The following is a 24353-nucleotide window of genomic DNA, read 5'->3' on the forward strand; positions in this document are numbered from 1 at the left end:
CGTGCAGGCCACCATGCGGATTTCCAGTTGGAGAAAATAGATGCCGAGACGGTCATCGCGGTGTTGAAGCCGTTGGTGTCACCGGATGCGGTGCTGTGTAGCGATGGGGCGGGTGTGTATGCCTGTTTCAGCAAGGAACAGGGTATAACCCATCAGGTGGTGCGCAATCGTCAAGGCGAACGGGTAGTCGGTGCGTATCACATCCAGCATGTGAACGGATATCACCATCGGTTGAAAGAGTGGATGGAGCGATTTCATGGAGTGGCGACGCACTACCTGAAGAACTACCTGGGTTGGCGCAGGATGTTGGAGCGTTACGGAAAAGGCGTAAATATCAAAGTGTGTTTGTATGAGGCCCTGGGGCGCCCCATGCAACACGTAATTGGGACATAGCCAAGAAAAAGCCCGTCACGTTGGTGACGGGCTTTTACTGTTGGTACCCCGAGATGCCGTTGCCGGTTTGGGCCCTTGAACCGTCGGTTCAAGGCGGGGATCGGATCTGACCGCAGGCTTCTCGGTCGTGCCGAGCATGCGCAATAGCCAGAAGGCAGATCCCCTGTTTGGTATGAATATCGGCTCGGGGACTTGAACCGGCTGACAAACATCCCAGGGAATTTTAAAACGGTTTGCGATTAGGGCTGTTGCCCCTCTTCGCTGGCATCACCATATTGTCCGTGCTCGATCAGGGCCGCTTCGATGGTGCGCTGCAGCATCTTGATCCGCTTGTCCATGGTCTCAGAGTATTGGTGGTTCTTCTCTTTTTCAAGGCAGAGCTCATGACAGAAATTGAGCGCCGCCATGATAGCCAATTGCTCGTTGCTGGAGACTTTGGAGCGTTGACGCAGGTCGATCAACTTGTCGGTCAGCTGCTCGGCGGCCTGGCGCAGGGCATCCTGCTGTCCCAAGGGACAGGATACCTTGTAGGGACGTCCCAAAATGACGATTTCTACGGCCTCTGTGCTCATGCCTTCCTCAATACGGCGGAGCTGATTTCCGCCTTTATCCACGTGGACAACTGGGCGGGACTATATAGCGCAGATGCATAAGTTTCAAGGCCTTGCTGGCTCTGCAAGAGGGAGAATGCTAGGATCCTGACCATTAATTCTGCAAATTTGACTGAACTTTGAGCGGATCCTCGATGAGCAAAACGAACCCCCTTAAATATGCGGCAGTGGCCGACATCATGGAACAACATGAGCTGATGGCCAGCGCAGTAGAGGCCCATGGTGTGATCTGCGGTCTGGTGTGCGGCGGTGTGGCACTGGACGACAAGAGTTGGGTGCCCCATTTCAACGATCTGGTGAACGACGGTTTCGGCCTGCCGGCCCCGGTGCGCCAGGTGATGACCGATCTTTATCACAATGTGGTCGAGAGCTTGATGGCCCAGAAGGGCGTCGAGCTGCTGCTGCCAAGTGATGATGCTCCCCTCGACGAGCGCATCGATTCGCTGGTGGACTGGTCACAGGCGTTTCTGGCCGGTTTCGGCGTGGTGCAGCAGGAGTTGTCGCGCGCGTCGGAAGAGTTGCAGGAGATGATCCAGGATATCGCCAGCATCACTCAGGTCTCTGCCGAGTTCGATCAGGAAGATGACGAGAACGAAGCCTCCTTCCTGGTGCTCTACGAACACGTCAAACTGGGGGTCATGATGGCCTTCGAAGAGTTTGGCAAGCGCCCCGATACCCCGAGCGCGCCGCCGACCCTGCATTGAGGTGCGGGTCAACGCGACCCTTACTGAATCTGCAAGAGCGCCTGATGGCGCTCTTTTTTATTCCCTTGTGGTGGCTAACCCTGTGAGGCGCAACCGGTTTTTTGCCGGTGACCTCGCATTCGGCCAGCGGCTTTGTGATAGCATGAGGCAACCTTTTTCACTTCTTCCTCTCTGCTTATGTCTCAATCTGATGTGCGACAGGTCGATGTCACCCTGGTCGGCGGTGGAATGAGCGGCGCCGTGCTGGCCCTCTCGCTGGCAGCCCTGCTTCGATCCGATGGCTCCCCCCTCGAGATCCTGCTGCTGGAGGCAAGCGTCCCCGAACAGCACACCCATTCAGGGTTCGACGCCCGCGCCATTGCGCTCTCGGCCGGTACCTGTGATGCGCTGTTGCGACGCGGACTCTGGCCGCTGTTTGCCCCCCATTGCGCCCCCATTACCCAGATTCATGTCTCGGATCGGGGCCACTTCGGTCAGGCTCGCCTGTCGGCTGCCGAATACGGTCTGCCCGCGCTGGGCCAAGTGATCGAGCTTGCAGCTGCCGGTCATGAGTTGCAACGGGCGATGGCGGCCTCTCCCAATATCCGGGTCTGTTGTCCGGCACGGGTGAGCGAGATTGTGCCCGATGAGGAGAAGGTGACCCTCACTCTCGAGAGCGGTGAACAGATTGAGACCCGCCTGCTGGTGGCGGCAGACGGCGGCAACTCCTTTGTGCGTCAGCACTTCAAGTTGCCGGTGACCCGCCACGACTTTGAGCAGCACGCCATCATCGCCACGGTCAAAACGGCGCAAGACCCTGAGGGACGCGCCTTCGAGCGTTTTACCGAAGGGGGGCCGCTGGCCCTGTTGCCGATGCAGGATGGGCTCTCCTCGCTGGTATGGAGCGTCGGGCAGCATGAGGTGGATGAGCTGATGGCCCTCGATGAGGAGGCGTTTCTTGCCCGTCTGCAGCAGGCCTTTGGCTGGCGGCTCGGTCGCTTCGAGCGATGTGGCGTGCGTAATGTCTATCCGCTCATTCTGACCGCCTGCGACTACCCGCTGGCCCAGCGCACCGTGCTGGTCGGTAATGCCGCCCACGCGCTGCACCCGATTGCCGGACAGGGCTTCAACCTCGGGATGCGGGATCTGGACCTGCTTACCGGCGCCGTAGCAAAGGCGTTGGCAGAGGGGGAGGATATCGGTAGCTTCAAGGTGCTGAGCGGCTACTGGCAGCAGCGTCAGCGCGATCAGGCGCAGACTGTCTGGCTCACCTCCTCGCTGGCCCAGCTCTTCTCCAATGGTCACGATCCGCTGGTGGCGGGGCGCAATCTGGCGCTCACCCTGATGGGGCGATTCCCGTGCCTCAAGGCGCCGCTTGCCTCGCGCACCCTGGGCTTTGTCGCTGATGTGTGCGGCAACTAGCCAGCACTTGTTGAGTGGAACCTGTTGACCACCATTCGTTGATCAAAACCTATTGAATAAAGAGGTGATGCCTGCGGGCGTCCCCTCGCTGGCCAGCCGGTCAGCCCTGAAAGGATGAGATGATGCAGATGCAAAATGTGGATGTGGTGATTGTCGGTGGCGGCATGGTGGGGCTGGGGCTCGCTGCGGCCTTGAAACATAGCGCCCTCAAGTTGCTGGTGGTGGAGGGACAACTGCCCGACCCGCAGTTGGGGGAGGTGGCCGATAACCGGGTCAGCGCCCTGAGTCTGGCCAGCCAGCAGATCCTGCGCCATGTTGGCGCCTGGGACGGCATTGAAGCGCGCCGCCTGCAGGCCTACGACAAGATGGCGGTGTGGGAGCAGGACAGTTTTGGCCATATCGACTTCGATGCCGCCAGCCTGCGTCAAGCCAACCTCGGCCACATCGTCGAGAATCGGGTGATCCAGCTGGCGCTGCTTGAGGCGATTGAAGGTGCCAGCAATATCCAGCTGCTGACCCCCGCCAGAGCCAAGAGCCTGCAGAGCGGCCCGGCGGGCGCCCTGTTGCTCCTTGAAGATGGTCAGGCCATCTCGGCCAAACTGGTGGTGGCTGCCGATGGCGCCCACTCCTGGGTGCGCCGTCAGGCCGATATCCCGCTCACCAGCTGGGATTATGGCCACCACGCCCTGGTGGCGACGGTGCGCTGCACCGAACCCCATGAAGCGGTTGCTCGCCAGATCTTCACCCCGGATGGCCCGCTCGCCTTCCTGCCGCTGTGGCAGGAGAACCTCTGTTCCATCGTCTGGTCGCTGCCTGCGGCCCGCGCCGAGGCGCTCTGCGCCTGCGATGACGAGCAGTTCAATCGCCAGCTTACTGCCGCCTTCGATGCCCGGCTCGGTCTGTGCAAGGTGGAAGGGCCGCGCAGCGCGATTCCGCTTACTGCCCGCTATGCCCGCGACTTTGCTCGCGAGCGGCTGGTGCTGGTTGGGGATGCTGCCCACACCATCCACCCGCTGGCGGGGCAGGGGGTCAACCTCGGCCTGCTGGATGCTGCCGCGCTGGCGGAGCAGATCTTGCAAAATCATGCCGCGGGCGAGGATATCGGCCTGCTCGCCAACCTGCGCAGTTACGAGCGCTGGCGCAAGAGCGAGGCGGCTCGCATGCTGGCAGCGATGGAAGGGCTCAAGCGGCTGTTCAGCGGGGCCAACCCGCTCAAGAAGCTGGTGCGGGGCGTGGGATTGCGCGCGGCCAATCTGCTGACGCCCTTCAAGGAGGGGGTGATCCGCGCCGCCATGGGATTGGAGGGCGAGTTGCCCGCATTGGCCCGTCCTGACTGGGTCGTTGCGGCGACCAAGGGCAGTGCCATGCAGGCCAAGGGTGAAAAAAACTAATATTACTCGCCGTTTTTGACAACAAAAGTAATCCGACAAGGCTGATGACCCATTTTGGGTGTCAGCCTTTAATTTTGCTCTGGAGCGAAACGTTTTTCTGCAAATTGTGACGAAACGGTAAAAATCAAAATTTAATCTCGCCTGAGTCGGCTTATGGCTGTTTTTATCACTGCATTTATCTTAGTGTCTGGGGTCAGTTTTACGAGAGGGGATTAGTTTTTTTTGAGCGGCACGCTCGCCTGCTTGTCATATAATCCGCTCCGTTCAAGGAATCCCTCTTGCCTGGCAAGGGCAGGAGCGAGCACACACTTTTGGATCCGGTCGCTTTTTGCTGTACGTAGTGCAGTCAGAGCGGTGGCACGGATCGCAAGGGTGGTCGCCAAAGCGAAAAGGCTTTTTGCTAAGGAAAGAATGCGATGATCCAGACTACTGTACTGCATCCCAAACACCTGGAAGCCGGCGCCAAGATGGTGGACTTCCACGGTTGGGAAATGCCCATCAACTACGGCTCCCAGCTGGAAGAGCACCACGCGGTGCGCAGCGATGCCGGTATGTTCGATGTTTCCCACATGACCATCGTCGATTTGACCGGCGAACGGGTTAAAGCCTTTCTGCAACACCTGCTGGCCAATGACGTGGCCAAACTCACTGCCCCCGGCAAGGCCCTCTACAGCGGCATGCTCAATCCGGAAGGCGGCGTGATCGATGATCTCATCACCTATTACCTAACCGATACCTTCTACCGGCTGGTGGTCAACTCCGCTACCCGCGAGAAGGATCTGGCCTGGATCCGCCATCACGCCATCGATTTTGACATCACAGTGACCGAGCGTCCGGAGCTTGCGATGATTGCGGTGCAGGGCCCCAACGCCAAGGTCAAGGCTGCAGCCGTGCTGAGCGCCGCCCAGCGCACTGCCGTAGTGGGGATGAAACCCTTCTTCGGCGTGCAGGCTGGCGATCTCTTTATCGCCACTACCGGCTACACCGGCGAAGATGGTTATGAAATCGTGGTGCCGCAAGAGAAAGCCTGCGAGCTGTGGCAAGCGCTGCTGGATAACGGCGTCGCCCCGTGCGGCCTCGGAGCCCGCGATACCCTGCGCCTCGAAGCAGGGATGAACCTCTATGGTCAGGATATGGACGAGTCGGTCTCTCCGCTCGCCGCCAACATGGCCTGGACCATCGCCTGGGAGCCGAGCGATCGCAACTTCATCGGCCGCGACGTGCTGGAAGCACAGAAAGCGGCGGGCAATCAGCCCAAGCTGGTGGGGCTGGTGATGGAAGAGAAAGGGGTGCTGCGTGCCGGTATGCCCGTTACCTTCACCGCGGCAAACGGTGAGAAGCGGGAAGGTGTGATCACCTCCGGCTCTTTCTCCCCCACCCTGGGCTACAGTATTGCCCTGGCGCGGGTGCCCCGCGATATCGGTGAGCTGGCCGAGGTGGAGATCCGCAAGAAGCTGGTCACCGTGAAGGTCACCAAGCCCGCTTTCGTCCGTAACGGCCAGAAGCTGGTTTAACATCGTCTTGGGGGAGGGCAGTGCCTCCCCCATCCCTTTTCATATTCGTTTTTAAACGCGACTCAAAGATCAAAGGAAGCACAAATGAGCCATATCCCGAGCGAACTGAAATATGCCACTTCCCACGAGTGGATCCGTGTTGAAGCCAACGGCGAGGCCGTGGTCGGTATCACCGAGCACGCCCAGGAGCTGCTGGGTGACATGGTGTTTGTCGAGCTGCCGGAAGTGGGCAAGCAGGTCAGTGCCGGTGACGACTGCGCCGTGGCCGAGTCGGTCAAGGCGGCCTCCGACATCTACAGCCCGGTGAGCGGCGAGATCATCGCCGTCAACGAAGAGCTGGAAGGGAGCCCCGAGCTGGTCAACTCCGACCCCTACAGCGCTGGCTGGCTGTTCCGCATCAAGCTCGATGACGAGAGCGAGCTGGCCAACCTGCTGGATGCCGAAGGCTACCAGAACGTGGTGGACGAAGAGTAATGCCCCCGGGCCCTGCCAACACCGCAGGGCCCCTTTGTATGACCGCCAGCCGGGCAAGCACCGGCCGGTGGAAGGGTGAAGTCGCCCGCGCCTGCCGTTTGCTTGCCTGCTTTTGCCAGGGCAAACGGGCCGGTTCGCAACAAGGCGATCCCCTCTTGATGCTGCCGCAGCATCCGGTGCCGCATCCTGTCTGCGGGACCCAGAACATGAGTGGAGTCGGTATCAGCCGACGATCAGGAACATCAGGTCTTGGTTATCAGGATGTCATGCCAGGACTTATTTATCAGGAAATAGGGAAATGACCCAGTCACTGTTTGAACTCGAGCAAAAAACCGATTTTGTCCGCCGCCATATCGGCCCGGGCGAGGAAGAGCTGCGCCAGCTGCTGGCGACCGTCGGGGCCGAAAGCCTGGACGATTTGATTGAACAGACCGTGCCCGCCGCCATTCGCCTGCCGGGCCCGCTGGGGATCGGTGCCGGCATGACCGAAGTGGAGGCGCTGGCCAAGCTCAGGGGCTATGCCGCTCAGAACAAGATTGCCAAGAGCTACATCGGCATGGGTTATCACGATACCCATGTGCCCCACGTCATTTTGCGCAATGTGCTGGAAAATCCGGGTTGGTATACCGCCTACACCCCCTACCAGCCCGAGCTGGCACAGGGCCGTCTCGAAGCCCTGCTCAACTTCCAGCAGCTGACGCTGGATCTGACCGGCATGGATCTGGCAAGCGCCTCCCTGCTGGATGAAGCGACCGCCGCCGCCGAGGCGATGGCGCTGGCCAAACGGATGGCCAAGTCCAAATCCAACCTCTTCTTTGTTGCCGATGACGTGCACCCGCAGGTGATCGACGTGGTCAAGGAGCGCGCGGTTCACTTCGGTTTCGACGTGGCGGTTGGCGCTGCGAGCGATGCAGTGAGCGAAGAGGTGTTCGGGGCCCTGTTCCAGTACCCCACCACCACAGGTGAGGTGAAAGATCTGCGTGCCCTGATTGCCGCGGTACAGGCCCAGAAAGGGCTGGCCTGCGTCAGCGCCGATCTGCTCTCCCTGATGTTGCTCAAATCCCCGGGCGAGCTGGGTGCCGACGTGGTGTTGGGCTCCGCCCAGCGCTTTGGTGTGCCCATGGGTTATGGTGGCCCCCACGCCGCCTTCTTCGCCACCCGCGATGCCTACAAACGTTCCATGCCGGGCCGCATCATCGGTGTCTCCAAGGATGCCCGTGGCAAGAGTGCCCTGCGTATGGCGATGCAGACCCGCGAGCAGCACATCCGCCGCGAGAAGGCCAACTCCAACATCTGTACCGCTCAGGTGCTGCTGGCCAATATGGCGAGCTTCTACGCCGTCTACCACGGTCCGGTGGGGCTGAAGACCATCGCCTCCCGCGTGCACCGTCTCACCACCATTCTGGCGCTTGGCCTCAAGGCCAAGGGGGTGGCCCTCAAGCATGCCAGCTGGTTCGATACCCTGACCGTGCTGACGGCAGATAAAGCAGCACTCATTGCCAAGGCTGAAGCCAATGGCATCAACTTGCGTGCAGACCTCGACGGTGCGGTAGGGGTGTCGCTCTCTGAAACCACTACCCGTGGCGATGTGGCCGAGCTGTTTGATCTCTTCCTCGGTCAAGGCCATGGACTGGATATTGAGGCCCTCGACAAGGCGGCTCAGGCTCATCACGCCATCCCGCAGGATCTGCTGCGCACCGACGCCGTGCTGACCCACGAGGTGTTCAACAAGTACCACTCCGAAACCGAGATGCTGCGTTATATCCACCGTCTCGAAGCCAAGGATCTAGCGCTCAACTACGCCATGATTTCCCTGGGTTCTTGCACCATGAAGCTCAACGCCACCGCCGAGATGATCCCGGTGACCTGGCCCGAGTTCGGCAAGCTGCACCCGTTCGCTCCGCTGGCCCAGGCCAAGGGTTACCAGCTGCTGCTGGCCGACCTCGAAAACTGGCTGGTGAAGGTGACCGGTTACGATGCGGTCTGCATGCAGCCCAACTCAGGTGCGCAGGGCGAATACGCAGGTCTGCTCGCCATCAAGAAGTACCACGAGTCCCGTGGCGAGGGGCATCGCGATATCTGCCTCATTCCGGCTTCTGCCCACGGGACCAACCCGGCCTCTGCCCAGATGGCGGGGCTCAAGGTGATCGTCACCGCCTGTGACAAATCCGGCAACGTGGATCTCGACGACCTGCGCGCCAAGGCCGCCGAGGCGGGGGATCAACTCTCCTGCCTGATGGTGACCTACCCATCCACCCACGGGGTGTATGAGGAGACCATCAAGGAGGTGTGCGACATCGTTCACCAGCACGGTGGTCAGGTCTATCTGGACGGTGCCAATATGAACGCGCAAGTTGGATTGACGGCGCCGGGCTTTATCGGGGCGGATGTCTCTCACCTCAACCTGCACAAGACCTTCGCCATTCCTCACGGCGGTGGCGGCCCGGGCATGGGCCCCATCGGCGTGAAGAAGCATCTGGCACCGTTCGTGGCTGGTCACGCCGTGGTCAAGACCGACAAGGAGAGCCGTGACAACGGCGCCGTGTCGGCGGCACCGTTCGGCTCGGCCAGCATCCTGCCCATCAGCTGGATGTATATCGCCATGCTGGGTGACGAGGGGCTGAAGAGATCCACTCAGGTAGCGATCCTCAACGCCAACTATCTGGCCAAGAAGCTGGGTGAATCCTTCCCGGTGCTCTACTCTGGCCGCAACGGTCGGGTGGCGCACGAGTGCATTCTGGATATCCGTCCGCTCAAGGAGGCTTCTGGCATCAGCGAGATGGACGTAGCCAAGCGGCTGATGGACTACGGCTTCCACGCACCGACCATGAGCTTCCCGGTGGCGGGCACCCTGATGGTCGAGCCGACCGAGTCGGAATCCAAGCGCGAACTGGATCGCTTCGTCGAGGCGATGACGTCCATCCGCGCCGAGATTGCCAAGGTGCAGGAGGGGCAGTGGAGCCTCGCCGACAACCCGTTGGTTCATGCGCCGCACACTCAGGATGACGTGATGGATGCAGAGTGGTCCCGTGGCTACAGCCGCGCCGAGGCGGTCTTCCCGTCCGACGCTGTGCGCGCCGCCAAACTGTGGCCCTCTGTGAACCGCATCGACGACGTCTACGGCGATCGCAACCTGTTCTGCTCCTGCATTCCGACCGAGGATTACGCCAAGTAAGTAGCGTCCAGGAGCAACAGTTAAGCCGTATAAACAACAGGGCCACCCAGACGGGTGGCCCTTCGTTTACATGGACTTTATCTGCATGCTGCTATCCGAATGTCCGGCTTAGGTCCTTGAGCTGGCTCGCTTTGCTCTGCAAGTTGGCACTGGTTTTACTGACCTGATCGATTTTGAGGCTGTTATCGTGAGAAAGTGAGGATATCTGATTGATATTACGACAGATCTCCTCGATCACCGCTTGCTGCTGGGTCGCTGCAGCGGAAACTTGATTGGAAAAATCAGAGACCTTGTCTATTTCGATCACGACCTGATTCAGGTTGCCGGTGCTTGCCCGAGTGGTTGCGAGGCAATCATTGGTTCTGGTCACATTGAGATGCATCATCTCTTTCCATCCCCCGAGGGTTTGCTGGATATGACCAATGCTGCTCTGGATCTGCTCTGTTGCTCTATGGGTTCTGGTCGACAGGCTGCGTACCTCGTCAGCCACCACTGCAAAGCCGCGTCCCTGATCGCCCGCCCGCGCTGCTTCAATGGAGGCATTGAGTGCCAGCAGGTTGGTTTGATCCGCAATCCCGCGAATTTCACTCATGATGCTGCCGATCCGTTCGGACTCGCTTGCCAGCTCGACGGCCGACTGGAAGGCCTGCTCTGCCTGGGTAGCCAGTGCCGACATCTCTTCTCCCGCATCGGAAAGCTGATTGCTGGTGGTGATGCAATGGTTGCGCGCCTCTTCTATCTGCTGGTTGCTGTCCTGAATATTGCGGCTGATCTCTTCGGCAGCTGATGCCATCTGGGTAACTGCGGTGGCGACTTGCTGAATTTGCATATCCTGTGAGGAGATATCCCTGCTGGCCAGTGCGGCCGAACCACTCAAATTGTTGGCCATGGCATTGAGCGAGAGTGTGGTGTCATCGACTCTTCCCAGCACGGTACGGATTCTGGCTTGCCAGAGCTTGATATGGAAATCGGCAATGCTGTGGGGGGCATCCCCCGAGAAGATCAGGCGGCTGATGCTGTCGTAGTCCTGCTCAAGCTGTTGCAAGAATCGCGGTGTGAGGAAGAGCGCATTACGGTTGAACCAGAGGGTGGCCAATAGGGGAATGATGATCCAGAGCGCCTGCAGTGGTGTGAGCAGCCAGAGCGCGCTGATCACGCTGAGCAGCAGCAGGGGTATGGTCATCATGGCCGGAGTGAGCAGGCGCTGCCCCATGTGAATGGCGGAGCCGGTTTCGCGTGCCTTAAGGGTTTTGTACATCTTGTTGGCACGCGCTTTGTGCTCTGCGGCGGGTCGGCAACGAACGGATTGGTAACCCACCATCTTGCCATCTTCATAGATCGGGGTGACATAGGCATCAACCCAGTAATAGCTACCATCCTTGCAGCGGTTTTTGACTATGCCCCGCCACGGCTTGCCCGCTTTTAGATGGGCCCAGAGATCGGCGAATGCCGCCTTGGGCATGTCTGGGTGGCGTACCAGGTTGTGATGTTGTCCCAGCATCTCTTCCAGGCGATAGCCTGCCACCTGACAAAACGCCGGATTGGCGTAGGTGATGTCCCCTTTGAGATCGGTGGTCGATACCAACTGGACGTTGTCGGTAAATTCAACTTCGGTATCTGTAGTGTGAGGTGTGTTGGTTACCATGATCAGGCTCCGGTTTTACCATAACGGAATGCATCGTCTGAGTATGGCAGAGGCTGCTCATTTTATTGTGTTGTTGCTCATTAACTGTTCTGCGCCTAGCAGGGGCATCTACACATCTTCCATCGCAACGGTTTGGCGGGGGACGCAAGCCAAGTAACATCGCATGACTTATAGCCACGCAGCGATACAGGTAAGGCAATTAAGTTGGGGGCGATTTTATGGAATTATGACGGCACCTTGGTCAATTCGGTGCCGCAGAATATCGATATCGCCAAGCAGATCCTGGCTGAGGTCGCCCCCCATCTGACCGGCGATCAGTACCTCGTTATCTGCGCAGCGAAGCGGAGTATCACCATGCCAATCACGCCGCCAAGAACTGGCAGGATCTCTATAGGGATTACTACGGTTTGTCGCGGGACGAGATGGTGCAGGCTGGCAGTCTGTGAGCCAAACATCAGGAGAGACAGGGACTTAGGTGCATTTTTTAGGAGCTGGAGGTGGTGATTGACCATTTCTCTGCCATTTCCCATGGCATTTGTTCGAAAAACGCCTAAAAACCCTTCTCCGTGTGCTTGAACTGCATGGTGTGAACAGCCAGTTCAAGGCCGTGGCTGGCTACGATGACGTGCCCGCACAGTAGCAAAAAACACCCTTTCGGCGGCCTCAAATGTCTGGAGTCTATCTTCGGCCCAGCCAGGTGTCCGTCGCTCATCTATATCGGTGATCATGAAGCGGATGTGCAGTTTGCTCGTCATTTGCAAGGGGCGCTTGGCGAGCAGAGCCGTGTGATCTCGGTGGCTGTCGCCTATAGCCGCGCGACCCCGGAGCGCTGGGAACACCAACCCGACCATATCGCCCGTGACGTCGAGGATCTGCTCCATCGTCGGGCAATATCTGTAACGCCGGTTGCAGATTGCCGTACGGAATAGACAAACGCCGATCAGTTGATCGGCGTTTTGTCTATGGGAAGCCTGATGGTTTCACACTCAGCTGGCTTAACACCCTGTCTGTTTAATGATGGGCGACTTAAAACAGCAGTTGCGTCAGGTAGCCCATCAGGATCGCCATGCCGAGGATCACGGTAAGGAAGGCCGCAATCATCGGGGTTTTGAACATCGATTTGAGCAGGATCACCTCGGTCAGGCTGGCACCGGCACTGCCGATGATCAGCGCCATGACGGCGCCCATTCCCATCCCTTTGCCCAGCAGTACCGATGCCAGCGGGATCACGGCCTCGGCACGGATGTAGAGCGGGATCCCGACGATGGCGCTGAAGGGGATGGCCAGCGGGTTGTCGGCGCCTGCATGGGCGGCGATCCACTCGGCCGGAATAAAACCGTAAATAAACGAGCCGATGAGCACCCCCAGCAGCAGGAAGGGCAATACCGCTTTGAACTGCTGCCAGGCATCAATGCGAGCTTTGCCCCAGGCGGTGGGGAGCTGTGGTGCTCTGGTCAGGACTGCCGTGCCATCGCCGCAGCAGGAGAGGGTGGCCTGTTCTGCCATCTCTGGTTGAGGTGCCGGGCAGCACGCTGCCCCGTTGAGGGGTTTGATTGCGCGAATGACGCCGCGTTGGTTGTCACTGCAATGTGCTTGAGTGGTGGTGCGGGTCGCCGGGCCACAGCCGCTACCGCAAGAGGGGGTGGCCTCTTTGGGGTCGATGACATGGCGCTCGAACCCCAATCTGTCGAGCAGCATGCTCGCCATGACGGAGACGCTGGCGGCGATCACGGCGTAGAGCAGGGTCACTTTCCAGCCGAAGGTGGCCCACATCAAGCCGACGATGATGGGGTTCAGCAGGGGCGAAATAAACAGGAAGGTGAGGGTGGGGCCAAAGCCAGCCTTGGCCGAGAGTAGTCCTCTCAGCATCGGGATGGTGGAGCAGCTGCAAAAGGGGGTGACGGCGCCGAGCAGGGCTGAGAGCAGATAGCCCTTGCCATGGCGCGCCCCCAGCATCCGCTGGATCTTCTCGTCGGGGATCTTCTGACGGATCAGACTGACCCCGGCGCTAATGACCAGAAACAGCACCGACAGCTCGACAGCCAGAAACAGGAACATCTGGGCTGCATCGGTCAGCATGGTTAACCACTCATTCATTGTCGTATCCTCACTTGGTTTCTATATTTCCAAAATAATCGAAATGAATGGCCGGTCAAGATATTTCTGGTATTATCGAAATATCAAATTCGTGGAGGGCGCAGAGATGCAACTGGAAGAGGTCGCCAAGGCATTGAAAGAGCTGGGTCATCCGACCCGGCTGTTTATCTTCAAGCATCTGGTCAAGGCGGGAGAGCAGGGGCTGCCGGTGGGGGAGCTGCAAAAGCAGCTGGCGATCCCCGCTTCCACCCTCAGCCACCATATTGCGGCGCTGGTCTCGGTGGGGCTGGTGAAGCAAAACCGGGAGAGTCGCACCCTGCTTTGCGTCTCTCAATACGCGGTGTTGGAGGAGATCATCGCCTTTTTCCGCGATGAGTGTTGCGTCAACAGCCCGGAGCATCGGCAAGATCAAAGGCAAGAGCTGTCTTCCTGAGGGCTATGGCTGCTAGTAGTGCGGTCAGTTGCGCTGCGCGCAATAAAAAAACGCCGATCATGTGATCGGCGTTTTGCATTGATGTCGCTAGATTCGGGCATTAACCCAGATTGGCTGCGACCTTGCTTTGAGCTTGTCCTTTGCGCTTGATGACAAAGCCAATACCCAGTACCACCAGCCAGGCGGGGATCAGTTCGACCGAGATGCGGAAATCGGGGGTCATATACATGATCACCAGAATGCCAGCCATGAACGCGAGGCAGAGATAGTTGCCGAAGGGATACCAGAACGCCTTGAACTTGGGCTGGACGCCTTCTGCGACCTTGGCCTTGCGGAACTTGAGGTGCGCGAGGCTAATCATCGCCCAGTTGATCACCAGTGCGGAGACCACCAGCGCCATCAGCAGACCGAACGCCTTGCCCGGCATCAGGTAGTTGATCAGCACGCAGAGCAGGGTGGCGATGGCCGAGACCGAGAGGGCCACCAGCGGCACGCCGCTCTTGTTGGTCTTGAGCAGGGCTTTCGGGCCGTTGCCCTGTTTGGCCAGCCCGAACAGCATCCGGCTGTTGCAGTAGACGCAACTGTTGTAGACCGAGAGTGCCGCCGTCAGTACCACGATGTTGAGCACGGTGGCGACCAGATTGCTGTCCAGAGCGTGGAAAATCATTACGAACGGGCTACCGCCTTCCACCACTTTACCCCAGGGGTAGAGGGACATCAGGATAGCCAGAGCGCCGATGTAGAAGATGAGGATGCGGTAGATCACCTGATTGGTGGCCTTGGGAATGCTCTTTTCTGGGTTGTCCGCTTCGGCGGCGGTAATGCCCACCAGCTCCAGACCGCCGAAGGAGAACATGATCACCGCCATCGCCATCACCAGACCGCTGATGCCGTTGGGGAAGAAGCCGCCTTGGGCCCACAGGTTGGTGACGCTTGCCTCGGGGCCGCCGGCACCGGAGAGGAGCAGATAGCCGCCAAAGCCAATCATGCCGATGATGGCGACCACCTTGATGATGGCGAACCAGAACTCCATTTCGCCAAACGCTTTGACGTTGGAGAGGTTGATGGCGTTGATCAGCACGAAGAAGAAGGCTGCCGACATCCAGGTCGGGATCTCGGGCCACCAGTACTGGACATAGATGCCCACCGCGGTCAGCTCGGCCATGCTCACCAGCACGTAGAGCACCCAGTAGTTCCAGCCGGACGCAAAACCGGCAAACTCACCCCAGTATTTGTAGGCAAAGTGGCTGAAGGAGCCGGCTACCGGCTCTTCCACCACCATTTCACCGAGCTGGCGCATGATCAGGAAGGCGATAAAGCCGCCGATGGCATACCCCAGCAGGACTGAGGGGCCTGCCATCTTGATGGTTTGGGCAATGCCCAGAAAGAGGCCGGTGCCGATGGCGCCGCCCAAAGCAATCAACTGAATGTGGCGGTTTTTAAGGCCGCGCTTCAGCTCCTCACAGTCTTGTTTCAAATCCATGGGTCTGTCCTTACGTCTCTGTTGTCTCTGGTCGGTGTTGGGCTCATCCTGAGCAGGCCGCAGTGCGTAGCCAAAACCTGACGAAAGCTGTATTTATTTCGTTACGCCATGCCATTTTCAATTTTTAGTGTTGGCTGGCAACCGAAGCAGAATAGTGATAATCCGCCATGAATGCACCTGTTTTCCATCTCTAATGGCCGTGTTTTGTACCAAAGGCAGCTTTTTCATGATCTGAAGAGGCTTCTTGGCAGTTTCTGGTTGATGTTTGCGCAATCGAATTCTGTTTTATTGACATTTTGTATTGTTGGTGTGCTTTTGTGGTGCCAGGCCATAAATGGATGCAAATGATGCCAAACAAGCGAGAGTACAGGGAAGAGTGCAGGGAGTTGGAGTACAGAGAGCGCGAAAGCGTGCTGCAACAAGGGGTTGCCCAGGGTGTACTGGTGGCGCTCTGGTTAGGGATTGCCGCCAGTCCGCTGTTGTTGCTGGTGGCCGCGATTATGTTGCTGGGTTGGCTGTTACTCGGTGATCAGGAGTTGCTGCACTACTGGCAGTCGCTGTTGCTGGTGGGTGGGGTAACGGGGGCGCTCGTTGGCGGCTGGCTGGCGGAGCGGGTTCGCCTGCGCCACGGTTTGCTGGCCTTCTATGCCCGGTTGATGAACAACCCTGAGCTCAATCGTTAGTTAACGCTGGGTGTTTGCCGAGCGCAGCAGAACGGAATCGAATAGCGGCTAACTGGCAGCAGGTGACAAGGGCACAACGCCAAGGTCGACAAGAAGAGGGATAAGCATTTGTGGTGCTTATCCCTTTTTTATCCACGCTTTTCACTGTCATCTATGTGAATTGCAGTTCGCCACAGCTGACTTTCGCCGCGACACTGTAATTTTTATCTTTTGTTGATGCCGATAGCTGTCAAGCTGGCTTAACAGAGCTGGCGGCGCAGACCGGTTGCCTCGAGGACCTTGGCGCTGATCTCCTCCACCGAGTGGGAGCTGGTATCGAGGAAGCGGATCGCCTCCTGGCGAAACAGTCGCTCCACGCAGGCCAGCTCCTGCTCGCACTGTTCGATGGAGGAGTAGCGGCTGTTGGCACGGCGCTGGTTACGGATCTCGTGCAGCCGCTGCGGCGCTATAGTGAGGCCAAACAGCTTGTGACGGTTGGCCTTGAGGGGGGCGGGCAGCTCCAGCATGCCCATGTCCTGCTCGATAAAGGGGTAGTTGGCGGCACGAATGCCGAACTGCAGCGCCAGATAGAGGCTGGTGGGGGTCTTGCCGCAGCGGGAGACCCCGATCAGGATGATGTCCGCCTCATCGTACTCCCTGGTGGTGATGCCATCGTCGTTGGCAAGTGCGAAGTTGACCGCCTCGATGCGATCGTCATAGAGCTTGCGGTTCTCCATGCCGTGGGTGCGGTGGAGGCGGGGCTCGGCTTTGACCCCCAGCTCCTGCTCCAGCGGGCTGACGAAGGTATTGAGAAAGTCGTGGCCGCACGCCTCCGATTTCAGTACCTCTTCCCGTACCAGCGGGTCGACGATGGTGTGAAACAGAATGGGGCGTACCCCGGTCTGGCGAAACTGCTCGTCGATCCGCATCCGTACCTGACGGGCTTTCTCCAGTGTCTCCACAAAGGGGATAGTGATCTGCTCGAAGGCCAGCGGAAACTGGCTCAGTACCGCGTGGCCGAACACTTCGGCGGTGATGGCGGTGCCGTCTGAAACATAAAATACGGTGTGCACGTAGGGCTCCTGTGATACCGCGGGTGGGGTCGCATGGGGTAAGGGGTGAGAAGTATCTCCCGAAACCATACCAGTTTTGTCAACCGGTCTGCTGTGCCCAAGTTGTGAAGTGGCTTGCAAACCTGAATCGTTATCTTTTTGTGTCGCCATTGTAGAATGTTCCGGTCATTCGACCATCCCCAACTCTTGCTCGGGGATTTTTTTGAAAATCAGTAGAAAACGTTTTCATGGTCGTTGGCAACAAAAGAAACAGACAATAACGCACCTGACTTACCCATAACCTCATCGATTAAATCGGGCGCACGAGGTGCTATGGCACCGGTGCCCACCAACCTGGAGACATCCAAGTGCAACAGTACGTGCTCTGGTACGAACAACTCGGAATGCAGGACGTAGAACGAGTTGGCGGCAAGAACGCATCCCTTGGCGAGATGATCAGCAACCTCTCTGGCGCCGGTGTATCCGTGCCGGGGGGCTTTGCCACCACCGCCTTTGCGTTTAACGAGTTTCTGGAGTCAAGCGGCCTCAACGGCAAGATCCACCATCTGCTCGACAATCTCGACGTGGACGATATCGCCGCCCTCAACCGGGCCGGTCAGCAGATCCGCGATTGGGTGATCGAAGCCCCGTTCCAGCCCGAGCTGGAGCAGGCTATCCGGGTTGCCTATGAAAAGTTGAGTGCCGGTGTCGAGGCCTCGTTTGCGGTGCGCTCCTCCGCCACCGCCGAGGATATGCCGGACGCCTCCTTTGCCGGTCAGCAGGAGACCTTCCTCAACGTACGTGGCATCGATGCCGTCATGACGGCGGTCAAGCATGTGTTTGCTTCCCTGTTCAACGATCGCGCCATCTCCTATCGGGTGCATCAGGGCTACGACCACAAGGGTGTTGCCCTCTCGGCAGGGGTGCAGCGGATGGTGCGCTCGGATCTCGCCGCCTCCGGCGTCATGTTTACTCTGGATACCGAGTCCGGCTTCAACGACGTGGTCTTTATCACCGGCGCCCATGGTCTTGGCGAGATGGTGGTGCAGGGGGCGGTCAACCCGGATGAATTCTATGTGCACAAGCCGACTCTCAAGGGGGGCCGCCCGGCGGTGGTGCGCAAGACCCTCGGCTCCAAGCTTATCAAGATGACCTACTCTGACGATGCCGGTCACGGCCGTCAGGTGAAGATTGTCGACACCAATGAGGCCGAGCGCAGCCGCTTCTGCATCAGCGATGAGGAGGTGATGGCGCTGGCGAAACAGGCCCTTATCATCGAGCAGCACTATGGCCGCCCGATGGACATCGAGTGGGCCAAGGATGGGCAGGATGGCCAGCTCTACATCGTGCAGGCACGCCCGGAAACCGTGCGCAGCCGCCAGGAGGCCAACACCCTCGAGCGTTTTGCCCTCAAGCAAGCGGGCAAGGTGCTGATCGAGGGGCGGGCCATCGGTCACAAGATTGGCGCGGGCCCGGCGCGGGTCATCTCCTCCATCAGTCAGATGGACGAAGTACAGCCCGGCGACGTGCTGGTCACCGACATGACCGACCCGGACTGGGAGCCCATCATGAAGCGGGCCTCCGCCATCGTCACCAACCGGGGCGGCCGTACCTGTCACGCCGCCATCATCGCCCGCGAGCTGGGCATTCCGGCGGTAGTGGGCTGTGGCAATGCCACCGATAGCATCGAGGCTGGCCAGCTTATCACCGTCTCCTGCGCGGAAGGGGATACCGGTTTTATCTATGACGGCGAGCTGGACTTCGATGTGGCGGTGACCGAGGTGGGCAATATGCCGCGCCTGCCCATCAAGATCATGATGAACGTCGGCAACCCGGACCGCGCTTTCGACTTTGCCCAGTTGCCCAACGCCGGGGTGGGGCTGGCACGCCTTGAATTCATCATCAACCGGATGATCGGGGTGCACCCCAAGGCACTGCTGGAGTTTGACCAGCAAACCCCAGAGCTCAAGGCCACCATCGGCAAGATGATCGCCGGTTACGACAGCCCGCGTGAGTTCTACGTGGCCAAGTTGACCGAGGGGATCGCCACTCTGGGCGCTGCGTTCTGGCCGGAGCGGGTGATCGTGCGGATGTCGGACTTCAAGTCCAACGAGTACGCCAATCTGGTGGGCGGTCGTGGCTACGAGCCCCACGAGGAGAACCCGATGATCGGTTTTCGTGGCGCATCCCGCTACATCGCCGATAGCTTCCGCCCCTGCTTTGCCCTCGAGTGCGAGGCGATCAAGCGGGTGCGCGATGTGATGGGGTTGACCAACGTCGAGGTGATGATCCCCTTCGTGCGCACCGTGGGCGAGGCGGAGCAGGTGATCGACATCCTGGCCGAGAACGGTCTGCGCCGCGGCGAGCGGGGGCTCAAGGTGATCATGATGTGCGAGATCCCGAGCAATGCCCTCTTGGCAAACAAGTTCCTCGAGCACGTGGATGGCTTCTCCATCGGCTCCAATGACATGACCCAGCTCACCCTTGGGCTGGATCGGGACTCGGGGCTGATTGCCCACCTGTTCGACGAGCGCAACGAGGCGGTCAAGGCACTGCTGTCGATGGCGATTCAGGCCGCGCGCAAGGCGGGCAAGTACGTGGGGATCTGCGGTCAGGGGCCATCCGATCACCCTGACTTTGCCGCCTGGCTGGTGGAGCAGGGGATTGACTCGGTGTCGCTCAACCCCGATACAGTGGTCGATACCTGGCTCTATCTGGCGGAGCAGCATGGCGCCAAGTAAGTCACTATCGACATGAGTGATTAGAAAGGGGGGCCTAATGGCCCCCTTTTGATCGCTATTATCTTATGTTTTGCCCTTGGGCTTATTCCACCAGGCTCATACCGGGGATCTGGCGCCAGTAGCCGTTGCAATCGCTTCCTTGCTGCAAGGAGAGGGGAGCCTGGCCCTGCCGGTTGGCTTTGAAGCGGGCCAGCATCTCCAGCGTCTCCATCCCTTGCGGCGAAAGCCTGACCACATCTACCAGACCTTCCATACCAGCCAGCTCGTTACCCAGGTTGTAGCAGTAGCCGGACTGGGTCTGGATCCCGTTGAGATTGAACACCCGCTCCCCCTCGCGGCTGTTGGCCAGTCGTCCGGTGGGGTAGTTGATGCAGGCGAGCTCGCAGTTGTCCTTGGGCTTGTCGAGGGAGCGGGCGGTGAAGCAGCGCGCCGAATAGGCGAGCGGCAGATGGCCGTAGGCAAACACCTCCACCTCAAATTGGTCGCGCAGGGGACCCAGATCCTGATTGAGCTGGATCAGCCAGTCACGGGAGAGCTCCACCGGCATGACCCAGCGTTTCATCCCCTGTTTGAGCAACATGCGCAGCACATCGGCGTTATAGGCGTTGATGGCGGGACCACAGACGAAGGGGATCCCTGCCTCCCTGGCGAGTTGCACCGTACCGAGATCGTTGGCTTCGACCATAAGATCGCCATTGTCGACCAGCCGCTTCACCTCCTTGAGCTCGGAAGGGGCGGAGATAAGGGCGAGGGTCGAGAGCACCACCTGCTTGCCGGAGTTGGCCACCTGACGGGCCAGTGCAATCCAGTCATCGACTTTGAGTTCGCGCCGCTTGCTGCAAACGGTCTCCCCCAGATAGATGATGTCGGCCTGACTGTCGGCGGCGGCATGGTAAAAGGCTTCGGTATCGGCCTTGGGCCAGTAGAAGAGCAGGGGCCCGAGAGAAAATTGCATGGGTGGACTCCTTATTGCCACTGACGATGGTAGGCGCCGAGGGTAGTCTGGCTACCTTCGGAGACGCGTGCGAGCTGGGCATCCCACTCGGCTTTGACCTGATAGGCTTCGGGATTGGCCTGATAGGCATCGATGGCCGCACGCCAGACCCGGGTCACTTGCTCCACATAAGCAGGGCTGCGTTGGCGCCCTTCAATCTTGACCGACTGGATCCCGGCCTTGAACAGCTCGGGCAAGAGACCCAGAGTGTTGAGACTGGTGGGCTCTTCCAGCGCGTGGTAGGTCTGGCCATCCACGTCGAAACGCCCCTTGCACAGGGTCGGGTAACCAGCATTTTCGCCCGGGCCATAGCGGTCGATCAGCACTTCGTTGAGTCGCGACTCGAGGCCATTCGGGGTCTCTTCCCAACGGACGAACTTGGCCGGTGAGCAGGCGCCGACGGTGTTGGGGCTCTCGCCAGTCATGTAGGAAGAGAGATAGCAGCGCCCCTCGGCCATGATGCAGAGGCTGCCAAAGGCGAATACCTCAAGGCCAACATCGGTCTCGCGGGCCAGCTGCTTGACCTGATGCATGGAGAGCACCCGGGGCAGCACCACCCGTGTGACATTGAATTGCTGCTGATAGAAGCGAATGGCGGCGGCATTGGTGGCGCTGGCCTGCACCGAGACATGGAGTTCCATCTTGGGGTAGTGGCGGCTGGCATATTCCAGCACGGCGAGATCGGCGATGATTAACGCATCGGCGCCGAGGGCCACCCCGCGATCAACCGCCTGTTTCCATCGAGTATCGGCCCCGGGATGGGCAAAGGTATTGATGGCAATATGCAGCTTGCGACCATGTTGATGCACATAATCTACCGCCTTCTCCAGTTTGCTGTCGGTAAAGTTGAGACCGGCAAAGTGGCGTGCATTGGTGTCATCCTTGAAACCGATATAAACGGCATCGGCCCCGTTATCCACGGCGGTTTTCAGTGCCGGCAAACTGCCTGCCGGACAGAGTAATTCCATTGGTACGCTCCGAGAGTGCATATGAAGGGCAAACGAGCCCTGATTGTATGCAGCCATGCACTCCCGCTTTTTGACCTGAGGCAGCTTTATGTGGCTTTACCCTTCTTGAGGTAACCCTGCACAAGTTTGATTTCCAACAGGATCTTGCCACTCTCCCTGTGTTTGAATGCGCAAAAAAAGGGAGTCTATCGTGTTTCAACAACTGCAACGCCGCCTGGTCGAACAGGCTCCGCGCTTCTTGCGCCATCCCCTCAAGCTGGTTCCCTTCAATCTGCAAAAGCAGCTGATGGAGAGTTTGCTGGCCCGGGTATTCAAAGAGGCTATCGAAGATGGCGATTTCGAGTTTCTGGCAGACAAGTGGCTGAAAGTCGAAGTCTCTGATCTGGAGCTGTGCTGGTTTATCAGTGAGCAGAATGGCCAGCTGGTGGTAGCTCGCGAGTGTGACAAGGCCGATGTCTGCTTCAGCGGTACCGCCAACGACCTGATCCTCATCGCTGGTCGCAAAGAGGATCCGGATTCGCTTTTTTTCCAGCGCAAGCTGAAGATAGAAGGGGATACCGAACTGGGTCTTGAGGTGAAAAACTTGATGGACAGTCTGGATCTCGATGGCTTGCCAAGCCTGATGAAGTATCCCCTGATGGATCTGGCGACGTTTATCGAACGCGCCCGTACCGAGTCAGCGCAGGCTCCGGTGCGGACGGCGCCGGGCGGGATCCCGTCTTAAGTGGACAATCACCCCATGGGCATGGCGACGATAATGGTGCCGTGCCCAGAGGCAACGACAGGCCCACAGACAGGGCACCAAGGCGATGAGTGCCGCAGGGGCGGGCAGCTGTGACATGGCCAGCCCCGCAGCCAGCCAGATAAAGGGTTGCGCTTCATACAGCCACTCCGGCTGTAGCCAGCGTTTGCTCGGAAAGATAATCAGATCGGTACGTCGGTAGCTGGAGCGCATCATCCAGGTCACCGCTCCGGCGATAAACAGCAAGGCGCCAGCAAACCAGAGCAGGGGCTGTTCACTCAACGTAATAATGGCAATGGCTGCCAGCAGGTAGAGGCTGGGCAATCTCTCATAGATAAAGGGAGGAAGCATGGCGTTGTGTCTCCTGTGCCGTTTATCGGATATCCATCAAGTTTAGTCCCCCCCTCTCGCTTCCCTCATGCTGGTTTGTTATACAAACAGGTGGTTTTGTTCTGAAATGGCTCGGCTTTTACGGTGCCAACATGGTGTTCTCTTATGTTACAATTGCGCGCCATTTTTGACTGAAGAATGACTGGGCATGTTGGATCAGATTCGTATCGTTTTGGTAAACACCTCTCATACCGGCAACATGGGGTCTGCGGCACGCGCCATGAAGACCATGGGGTTGGCCCAGCTGGTATTGGTTGATCCGCAAGCCTTGCCGGATGACAATGCCTTCGCCCTAGCGGCTGGTGCCAGCGATGTGCTTGCCAATGCCCGTATCGTCCCGACTCTGGATGACGCGATCGCCGATTGTGGTCTGGTGATTGGCACCAGCGCCCGTTCTCGAACCCTGAGCTGGCCCATGCTCGATCCCCGTGAGGCCGGCGAAAAGTCGGTGGTTGAGGGGATGCAGCACCCGGTCGCGCTGGTGTTTGGCCGTGAACGCACCGGTCTCACCAACGACGAATTGCAAAAGTGCCACTACCACGTGGCCATTCCGGCCAATCCTGATTACAGCTCTCTCAATCTGGCCATGGCGGTGCAGACCCTCTGTTACGAAGTGCGGATGCGCTGGCTGCAGGGGCAGGCCGCCGAGCCTGAAGATGAGATGGCCTATCCGAGTGCCGCCCAGCTGGAAGGGTTCTATCAGCACCTGGAACAAACCCTGATGAAGACCGGTTTTATTGCCGATGACCATCCGGGTCATGTAATGAGCAAGCTGCGTCGCCTGTTCAATCGGGCTCGGCCGGAAGCGGCGGAGCTCAACATTCTGCGCGGTATTCTGACCTCGGTGCAGAAAGCGCGCGTACCGGATTAATCCGACTGATTTACTCAACCATATACTTGACTGATTTGGTCGGGTATGTGACCATGTGCCCCATTAAATTGCTTCGCAAGACGGTAAGGCACATGAGACTGACTTCAAAAGGACGTTACGCTGTAACCGCCATGCTCGACGTGGCGCTGCATGCAGAGCAGGGGCCCGTCCCCCTTGCCGATATTTCCGAGCGCCAGGGCATCTCGTTGTCCTATCTCGAGCAGCTCTTTGCCCGCCTGCGCAAACATGGTCTGGTGAGCAGCGTGCGTGGCCCGGGTGGTGGTTATCGCCTCGGGTTGGCCCCAGGCGAGATTTCGGTTGGTCAGGTGATCACCGCGGTCGATGAGTCGGTCGATGCCACCAAGTGTCTCGGCAAGGGCGGCTGCCACGGCGGTACCCAGTGTCTGACGCACTCCCTGTGGCGTGATCTGAGTGAGCGGATCTCCAGTTTCCTCGGGGATATCACGCTGGCCGAGCTGGTACGCCAGGCCGATGTGCGCCGCATTGCCGGCAAGCAAGATGAACAAATGAAGACCGTGTTGTCCCTGGTTGATCGGGCAGAACACGGCGATGTGAGCTTGAAAGTCCAACTATAAACGTGCTTTCCACAGC

At 58.9% G+C, this 24353-nt stretch carries 23 protein-coding genes and 1 other RNA gene; 14 read left to right on the forward strand and 10 right to left on the reverse strand.

The annotated features are described in order from the left end of the window. Positions 1 to 393 (forward strand): IS1595 family transposase (locus G5332_RS00005; protein ID WP_421311005.1); only part of this gene is annotated, 393 nt, incomplete at its 5' end. Between the two features lie 41 nt (positions 394 to 434). On the opposite strand, the gene ssrS is transcribed toward G5332_RS00005, so the two are convergent. Beyond that, positions 435 to 616: non-coding RNA, 6S RNA (gene ssrS / locus G5332_RS00010), on the reverse strand. Positions 617 to 632: 16 nt separating this feature from the next. Further along, on the reverse strand, positions 633 to 965 hold the full coding sequence (zapA, locus tag G5332_RS00015; RefSeq protein WP_167558254.1) for a cell division protein ZapA: 333 nt from the start codon (positions 963 to 965) through the stop codon (positions 633 to 635). 173 nt (positions 966 to 1138) lie between these two features. Here zapA and G5332_RS00020 point away from each other — a divergent pair, with 173 nt between their 5' ends. The 3 genes from G5332_RS00020 to G5332_RS00030 all read left to right on the forward strand — a co-directional run bounded on the left by G5332_RS00020 (position 1139) and on the right by G5332_RS00030 (position 4500). Beyond that, positions 1139 to 1708, forward strand: a complete 570-nt coding sequence (locus G5332_RS00020; RefSeq protein WP_005346580.1) for a UPF0149 family protein — start codon at positions 1139 to 1141, stop codon at positions 1706 to 1708. 177 nt (positions 1709 to 1885) lie between these two features. Next, on the forward strand, positions 1886 to 3109 hold the full coding sequence (ubiH, locus tag G5332_RS00025) for a 2-octaprenyl-6-methoxyphenyl hydroxylase (RefSeq protein WP_421311006.1): 1224 nt from the start codon (positions 1886 to 1888) through the stop codon (positions 3107 to 3109). 122 nt (positions 3110 to 3231) lie between these two features. Then, the gene (locus tag G5332_RS00030) at positions 3232 to 4500 is read left to right on the forward strand and encodes an FAD-dependent 2-octaprenylphenol hydroxylase (protein WP_421311068.1); all 1269 of its coding nucleotides are present in this window, start codon (positions 3232 to 3234) and stop codon (positions 4498 to 4500) included. Positions 4501 to 4712: 212 nt separating this feature from the next. Here the strand turns inward: G5332_RS00030 and G5332_RS00035 are convergent, their stop codons facing one another. Next, positions 4713 to 4940, reverse strand: coding sequence for a hypothetical protein (locus G5332_RS00035; RefSeq protein ID WP_216948418.1), 228 nt, complete (start codon positions 4938 to 4940; stop codon positions 4713 to 4715). On the opposite strand from G5332_RS00035, the gene gcvT reads away from it, so the two are divergent. The 3 genes from gcvT to gcvP all read left to right on the forward strand — a co-directional run bounded on the left by gcvT (position 4917) and on the right by gcvP (position 9663). Further along, positions 4917 to 6014, forward strand: a complete 1098-nt coding sequence (gene gcvT, locus G5332_RS00040) for a glycine cleavage system aminomethyltransferase GcvT (RefSeq protein WP_005346577.1) — start codon at positions 4917 to 4919, stop codon at positions 6012 to 6014. The genes G5332_RS00035 and gcvT overlap by 24 nt on opposite strands. Positions 6015 to 6098: 84 nt before the next feature. Further along, a complete protein-coding gene (gene gcvH / locus G5332_RS00045; RefSeq protein ID WP_005333898.1) occupies positions 6099 to 6488 on the forward strand; it encodes a glycine cleavage system protein GcvH in 390 nt (129 codons plus the stop codon). A 298-nt stretch (positions 6489 to 6786) separates the two neighbouring features. Next, complete coding sequence (gene gcvP, locus G5332_RS00050; RefSeq protein WP_421311007.1) at positions 6787 to 9663, forward strand: aminomethyl-transferring glycine dehydrogenase; 2877 nt, start codon at positions 6787 to 6789, stop codon at positions 9661 to 9663. 91 nt (positions 9664 to 9754) lie between these two features. On the opposite strand, the gene G5332_RS00055 is transcribed toward gcvP, so the two are convergent. Further along, positions 9755 to 11308 (reverse strand): methyl-accepting chemotaxis protein, encoded by a 1554-nt coding sequence (locus tag G5332_RS00055; RefSeq protein WP_421249181.1) that lies wholly within the window; start codon positions 11306 to 11308, stop codon positions 9755 to 9757. A gap of 737 nt (positions 11309 to 12045) precedes the next feature. Between G5332_RS00055 and G5332_RS00060 the strand changes: the two genes are divergently transcribed. Next, entirely contained in the window at positions 12046 to 12237 is a 192-nt protein-coding gene (locus tag G5332_RS00060) for a hypothetical protein (protein WP_421204716.1), read from the forward strand. A 97-nt stretch (positions 12238 to 12334) separates the two neighbouring features. On the opposite strand, the gene G5332_RS00065 is transcribed toward G5332_RS00060, so the two are convergent. Beyond that, positions 12335 to 13405: a permease gene (locus G5332_RS00065; protein ID WP_323905664.1), complete on the reverse strand. Its 1071-nt coding sequence runs from the start codon at positions 13403 to 13405 to the stop codon at positions 12335 to 12337. A 106-nt stretch (positions 13406 to 13511) separates the two neighbouring features. Between G5332_RS00065 and G5332_RS00070 the strand changes: the two genes are divergently transcribed. Further along, positions 13512 to 13838, forward strand: a complete 327-nt coding sequence (locus tag G5332_RS00070; protein ID WP_042053131.1) for an ArsR/SmtB family transcription factor — start codon at positions 13512 to 13514, stop codon at positions 13836 to 13838. Positions 13839 to 13938: 100 nt separating this feature from the next. On the opposite strand, the gene G5332_RS00075 is transcribed toward G5332_RS00070, so the two are convergent. Next, positions 13939 to 15321: an amino acid permease gene (locus tag G5332_RS00075; protein ID WP_421172225.1), complete on the reverse strand. Its 1383-nt coding sequence runs from the start codon at positions 15319 to 15321 to the stop codon at positions 13939 to 13941. Between the two features lie 386 nt (positions 15322 to 15707). Here G5332_RS00075 and G5332_RS00080 point away from each other — a divergent pair, with 386 nt between their 5' ends. After that, positions 15708 to 16004 carry a hypothetical protein gene (locus tag G5332_RS00080; RefSeq protein WP_266133859.1) on the forward strand — a complete coding sequence of 99 codons (297 nt, stop codon included), beginning with the start codon at positions 15708 to 15710 and terminating at the stop codon, positions 16002 to 16004. Positions 16005 to 16243: 239 nt separating this feature from the next. Here G5332_RS00080 and ppsR read toward each other — a convergent pair whose 3' ends face one another. Then, on the reverse strand, positions 16244 to 17056 hold the full coding sequence (gene ppsR, locus G5332_RS00085) for a posphoenolpyruvate synthetase regulatory kinase/phosphorylase PpsR (protein ID WP_005333888.1): 813 nt from the start codon (positions 17054 to 17056) through the stop codon (positions 16244 to 16246). A gap of 347 nt (positions 17057 to 17403) precedes the next feature. On the opposite strand from ppsR, the gene ppsA reads away from it, so the two are divergent. Continuing rightward, the gene (gene ppsA, locus G5332_RS00090) at positions 17404 to 19776 is read left to right on the forward strand and encodes a phosphoenolpyruvate synthase (RefSeq protein WP_227340759.1); all 2373 of its coding nucleotides are present in this window, start codon (positions 17404 to 17406) and stop codon (positions 19774 to 19776) included. 82 nt (positions 19777 to 19858) lie between these two features. On the opposite strand, the gene G5332_RS00095 is transcribed toward ppsA, so the two are convergent. Both G5332_RS00095 and ubiU read right to left on the reverse strand, forming a co-directional pair. Next, entirely contained in the window at positions 19859 to 20731 is an 873-nt protein-coding gene (locus G5332_RS00095; RefSeq protein ID WP_216978555.1) for a U32 family peptidase, read from the reverse strand. 11 nt (positions 20732 to 20742) lie between these two features. Further along, on the reverse strand, positions 20743 to 21738 hold the full coding sequence (ubiU, locus tag G5332_RS00100) for a ubiquinone anaerobic biosynthesis protein UbiU (RefSeq protein ID WP_421311008.1): 996 nt from the start codon (positions 21736 to 21738) through the stop codon (positions 20743 to 20745). Positions 21739 to 21928: 190 nt separating this feature from the next. Here ubiU and ubiT point away from each other — a divergent pair, with 190 nt between their 5' ends. Then, complete coding sequence (gene ubiT, locus G5332_RS00105; protein WP_076491774.1) at positions 21929 to 22462, forward strand: ubiquinone anaerobic biosynthesis accessory factor UbiT; 534 nt, start codon at positions 21929 to 21931, stop codon at positions 22460 to 22462. Here the strand turns inward: ubiT and G5332_RS00110 are convergent. Then, positions 22415 to 22831, reverse strand: coding sequence for a hypothetical protein (locus tag G5332_RS00110; protein ID WP_167569481.1), 417 nt, complete (start codon positions 22829 to 22831; stop codon positions 22415 to 22417). The two genes, ubiT and G5332_RS00110, sit on opposite strands and share 48 nt — an antisense overlap. A 187-nt stretch (positions 22832 to 23018) precedes the next feature. Between G5332_RS00110 and trmJ the strand changes: the two genes are divergently transcribed. Both trmJ and iscR read left to right on the forward strand, forming a co-directional pair. Then, positions 23019 to 23741 (forward strand): tRNA (cytosine(32)/uridine(32)-2'-O)-methyltransferase TrmJ, encoded by a 723-nt coding sequence (trmJ, locus tag G5332_RS00115; protein WP_216978557.1) that lies wholly within the window; start codon positions 23019 to 23021, stop codon positions 23739 to 23741. A gap of 92 nt (positions 23742 to 23833) precedes the next feature. Further along, a complete protein-coding gene (gene iscR, locus G5332_RS00120; RefSeq protein WP_026035025.1) occupies positions 23834 to 24337 on the forward strand; it encodes a Fe-S cluster assembly transcriptional regulator IscR in 504 nt (167 codons plus the stop codon). The last annotated feature ends 16 nt before the right edge of the window (positions 24338 to 24353 follow it).

The organism is Aeromonas sp. 603757 (assembly GCF_049171255.1).
GTDB lineage: Bacteria > Pseudomonadota > Gammaproteobacteria > Enterobacterales > Aeromonadaceae > Aeromonas > Aeromonas veronii_A.

Coding starts and splice junctions, on each gene's coding strand:
- zapA (WP_167558254.1), bottom strand. CDS start 965: ATGAGCACAGAGGCCGTAGAAATCGTCATTTTGGGACGTCCCTACAAG.
- G5332_RS00020 (WP_005346580.1), top strand. CDS start 1,139: ATGAGCAAAACGAACCCCCTTAAATATGCGGCAGTGGCCGACATCATG.
- ubiH (WP_421311006.1), top strand. CDS start 1,886: ATGTCTCAATCTGATGTGCGACAGGTCGATGTCACCCTGGTCGGCGGT.
- G5332_RS00030 (WP_421311068.1), top strand. CDS start 3,232: ATGCAGATGCAAAATGTGGATGTGGTGATTGTCGGTGGCGGCATGGTG.
- gcvT (WP_005346577.1), top strand. CDS start 4,917: ATGATCCAGACTACTGTACTGCATCCCAAACACCTGGAAGCCGGCGCC.
- G5332_RS00035 (WP_216948418.1), bottom strand. CDS start 4,940: ATGCAGTACAGTAGTCTGGATCATCGCATTCTTTCCTTAGCAAAAAGC.
- gcvH (WP_005333898.1), top strand. CDS start 6,099: ATGAGCCATATCCCGAGCGAACTGAAATATGCCACTTCCCACGAGTGG.
- gcvP (WP_421311007.1), top strand. CDS start 6,787: ATGACCCAGTCACTGTTTGAACTCGAGCAAAAAACCGATTTTGTCCGC.
- G5332_RS00055 (WP_421249181.1), bottom strand. CDS start 11,308: ATGGTAACCAACACACCTCACACTACAGATACCGAAGTTGAATTTACC.
- G5332_RS00065 (WP_323905664.1), bottom strand. CDS start 13,405: ATGAATGAGTGGTTAACCATGCTGACCGATGCAGCCCAGATGTTCCTG.
- G5332_RS00070 (WP_042053131.1), top strand. CDS start 13,512: ATGCAACTGGAAGAGGTCGCCAAGGCATTGAAAGAGCTGGGTCATCCG.
- G5332_RS00075 (WP_421172225.1), bottom strand. CDS start 15,321: ATGGATTTGAAACAAGACTGTGAGGAGCTGAAGCGCGGCCTTAAAAAC.
- G5332_RS00095 (WP_216978555.1), bottom strand. CDS start 20,731: ATGCAATTTTCTCTCGGGCCCCTGCTCTTCTACTGGCCCAAGGCCGAT.
- ubiU (WP_421311008.1), bottom strand. CDS start 21,738: ATGGAATTACTCTGTCCGGCAGGCAGTTTGCCGGCACTGAAAACCGCC.
- G5332_RS00110 (WP_167569481.1), bottom strand. CDS start 22,831: ATGCTTCCTCCCTTTATCTATGAGAGATTGCCCAGCCTCTACCTGCTG.
- trmJ (WP_216978557.1), top strand. CDS start 23,019: ATGTTGGATCAGATTCGTATCGTTTTGGTAAACACCTCTCATACCGGC.
- iscR (WP_026035025.1), top strand. CDS start 23,834: ATGAGACTGACTTCAAAAGGACGTTACGCTGTAACCGCCATGCTCGAC.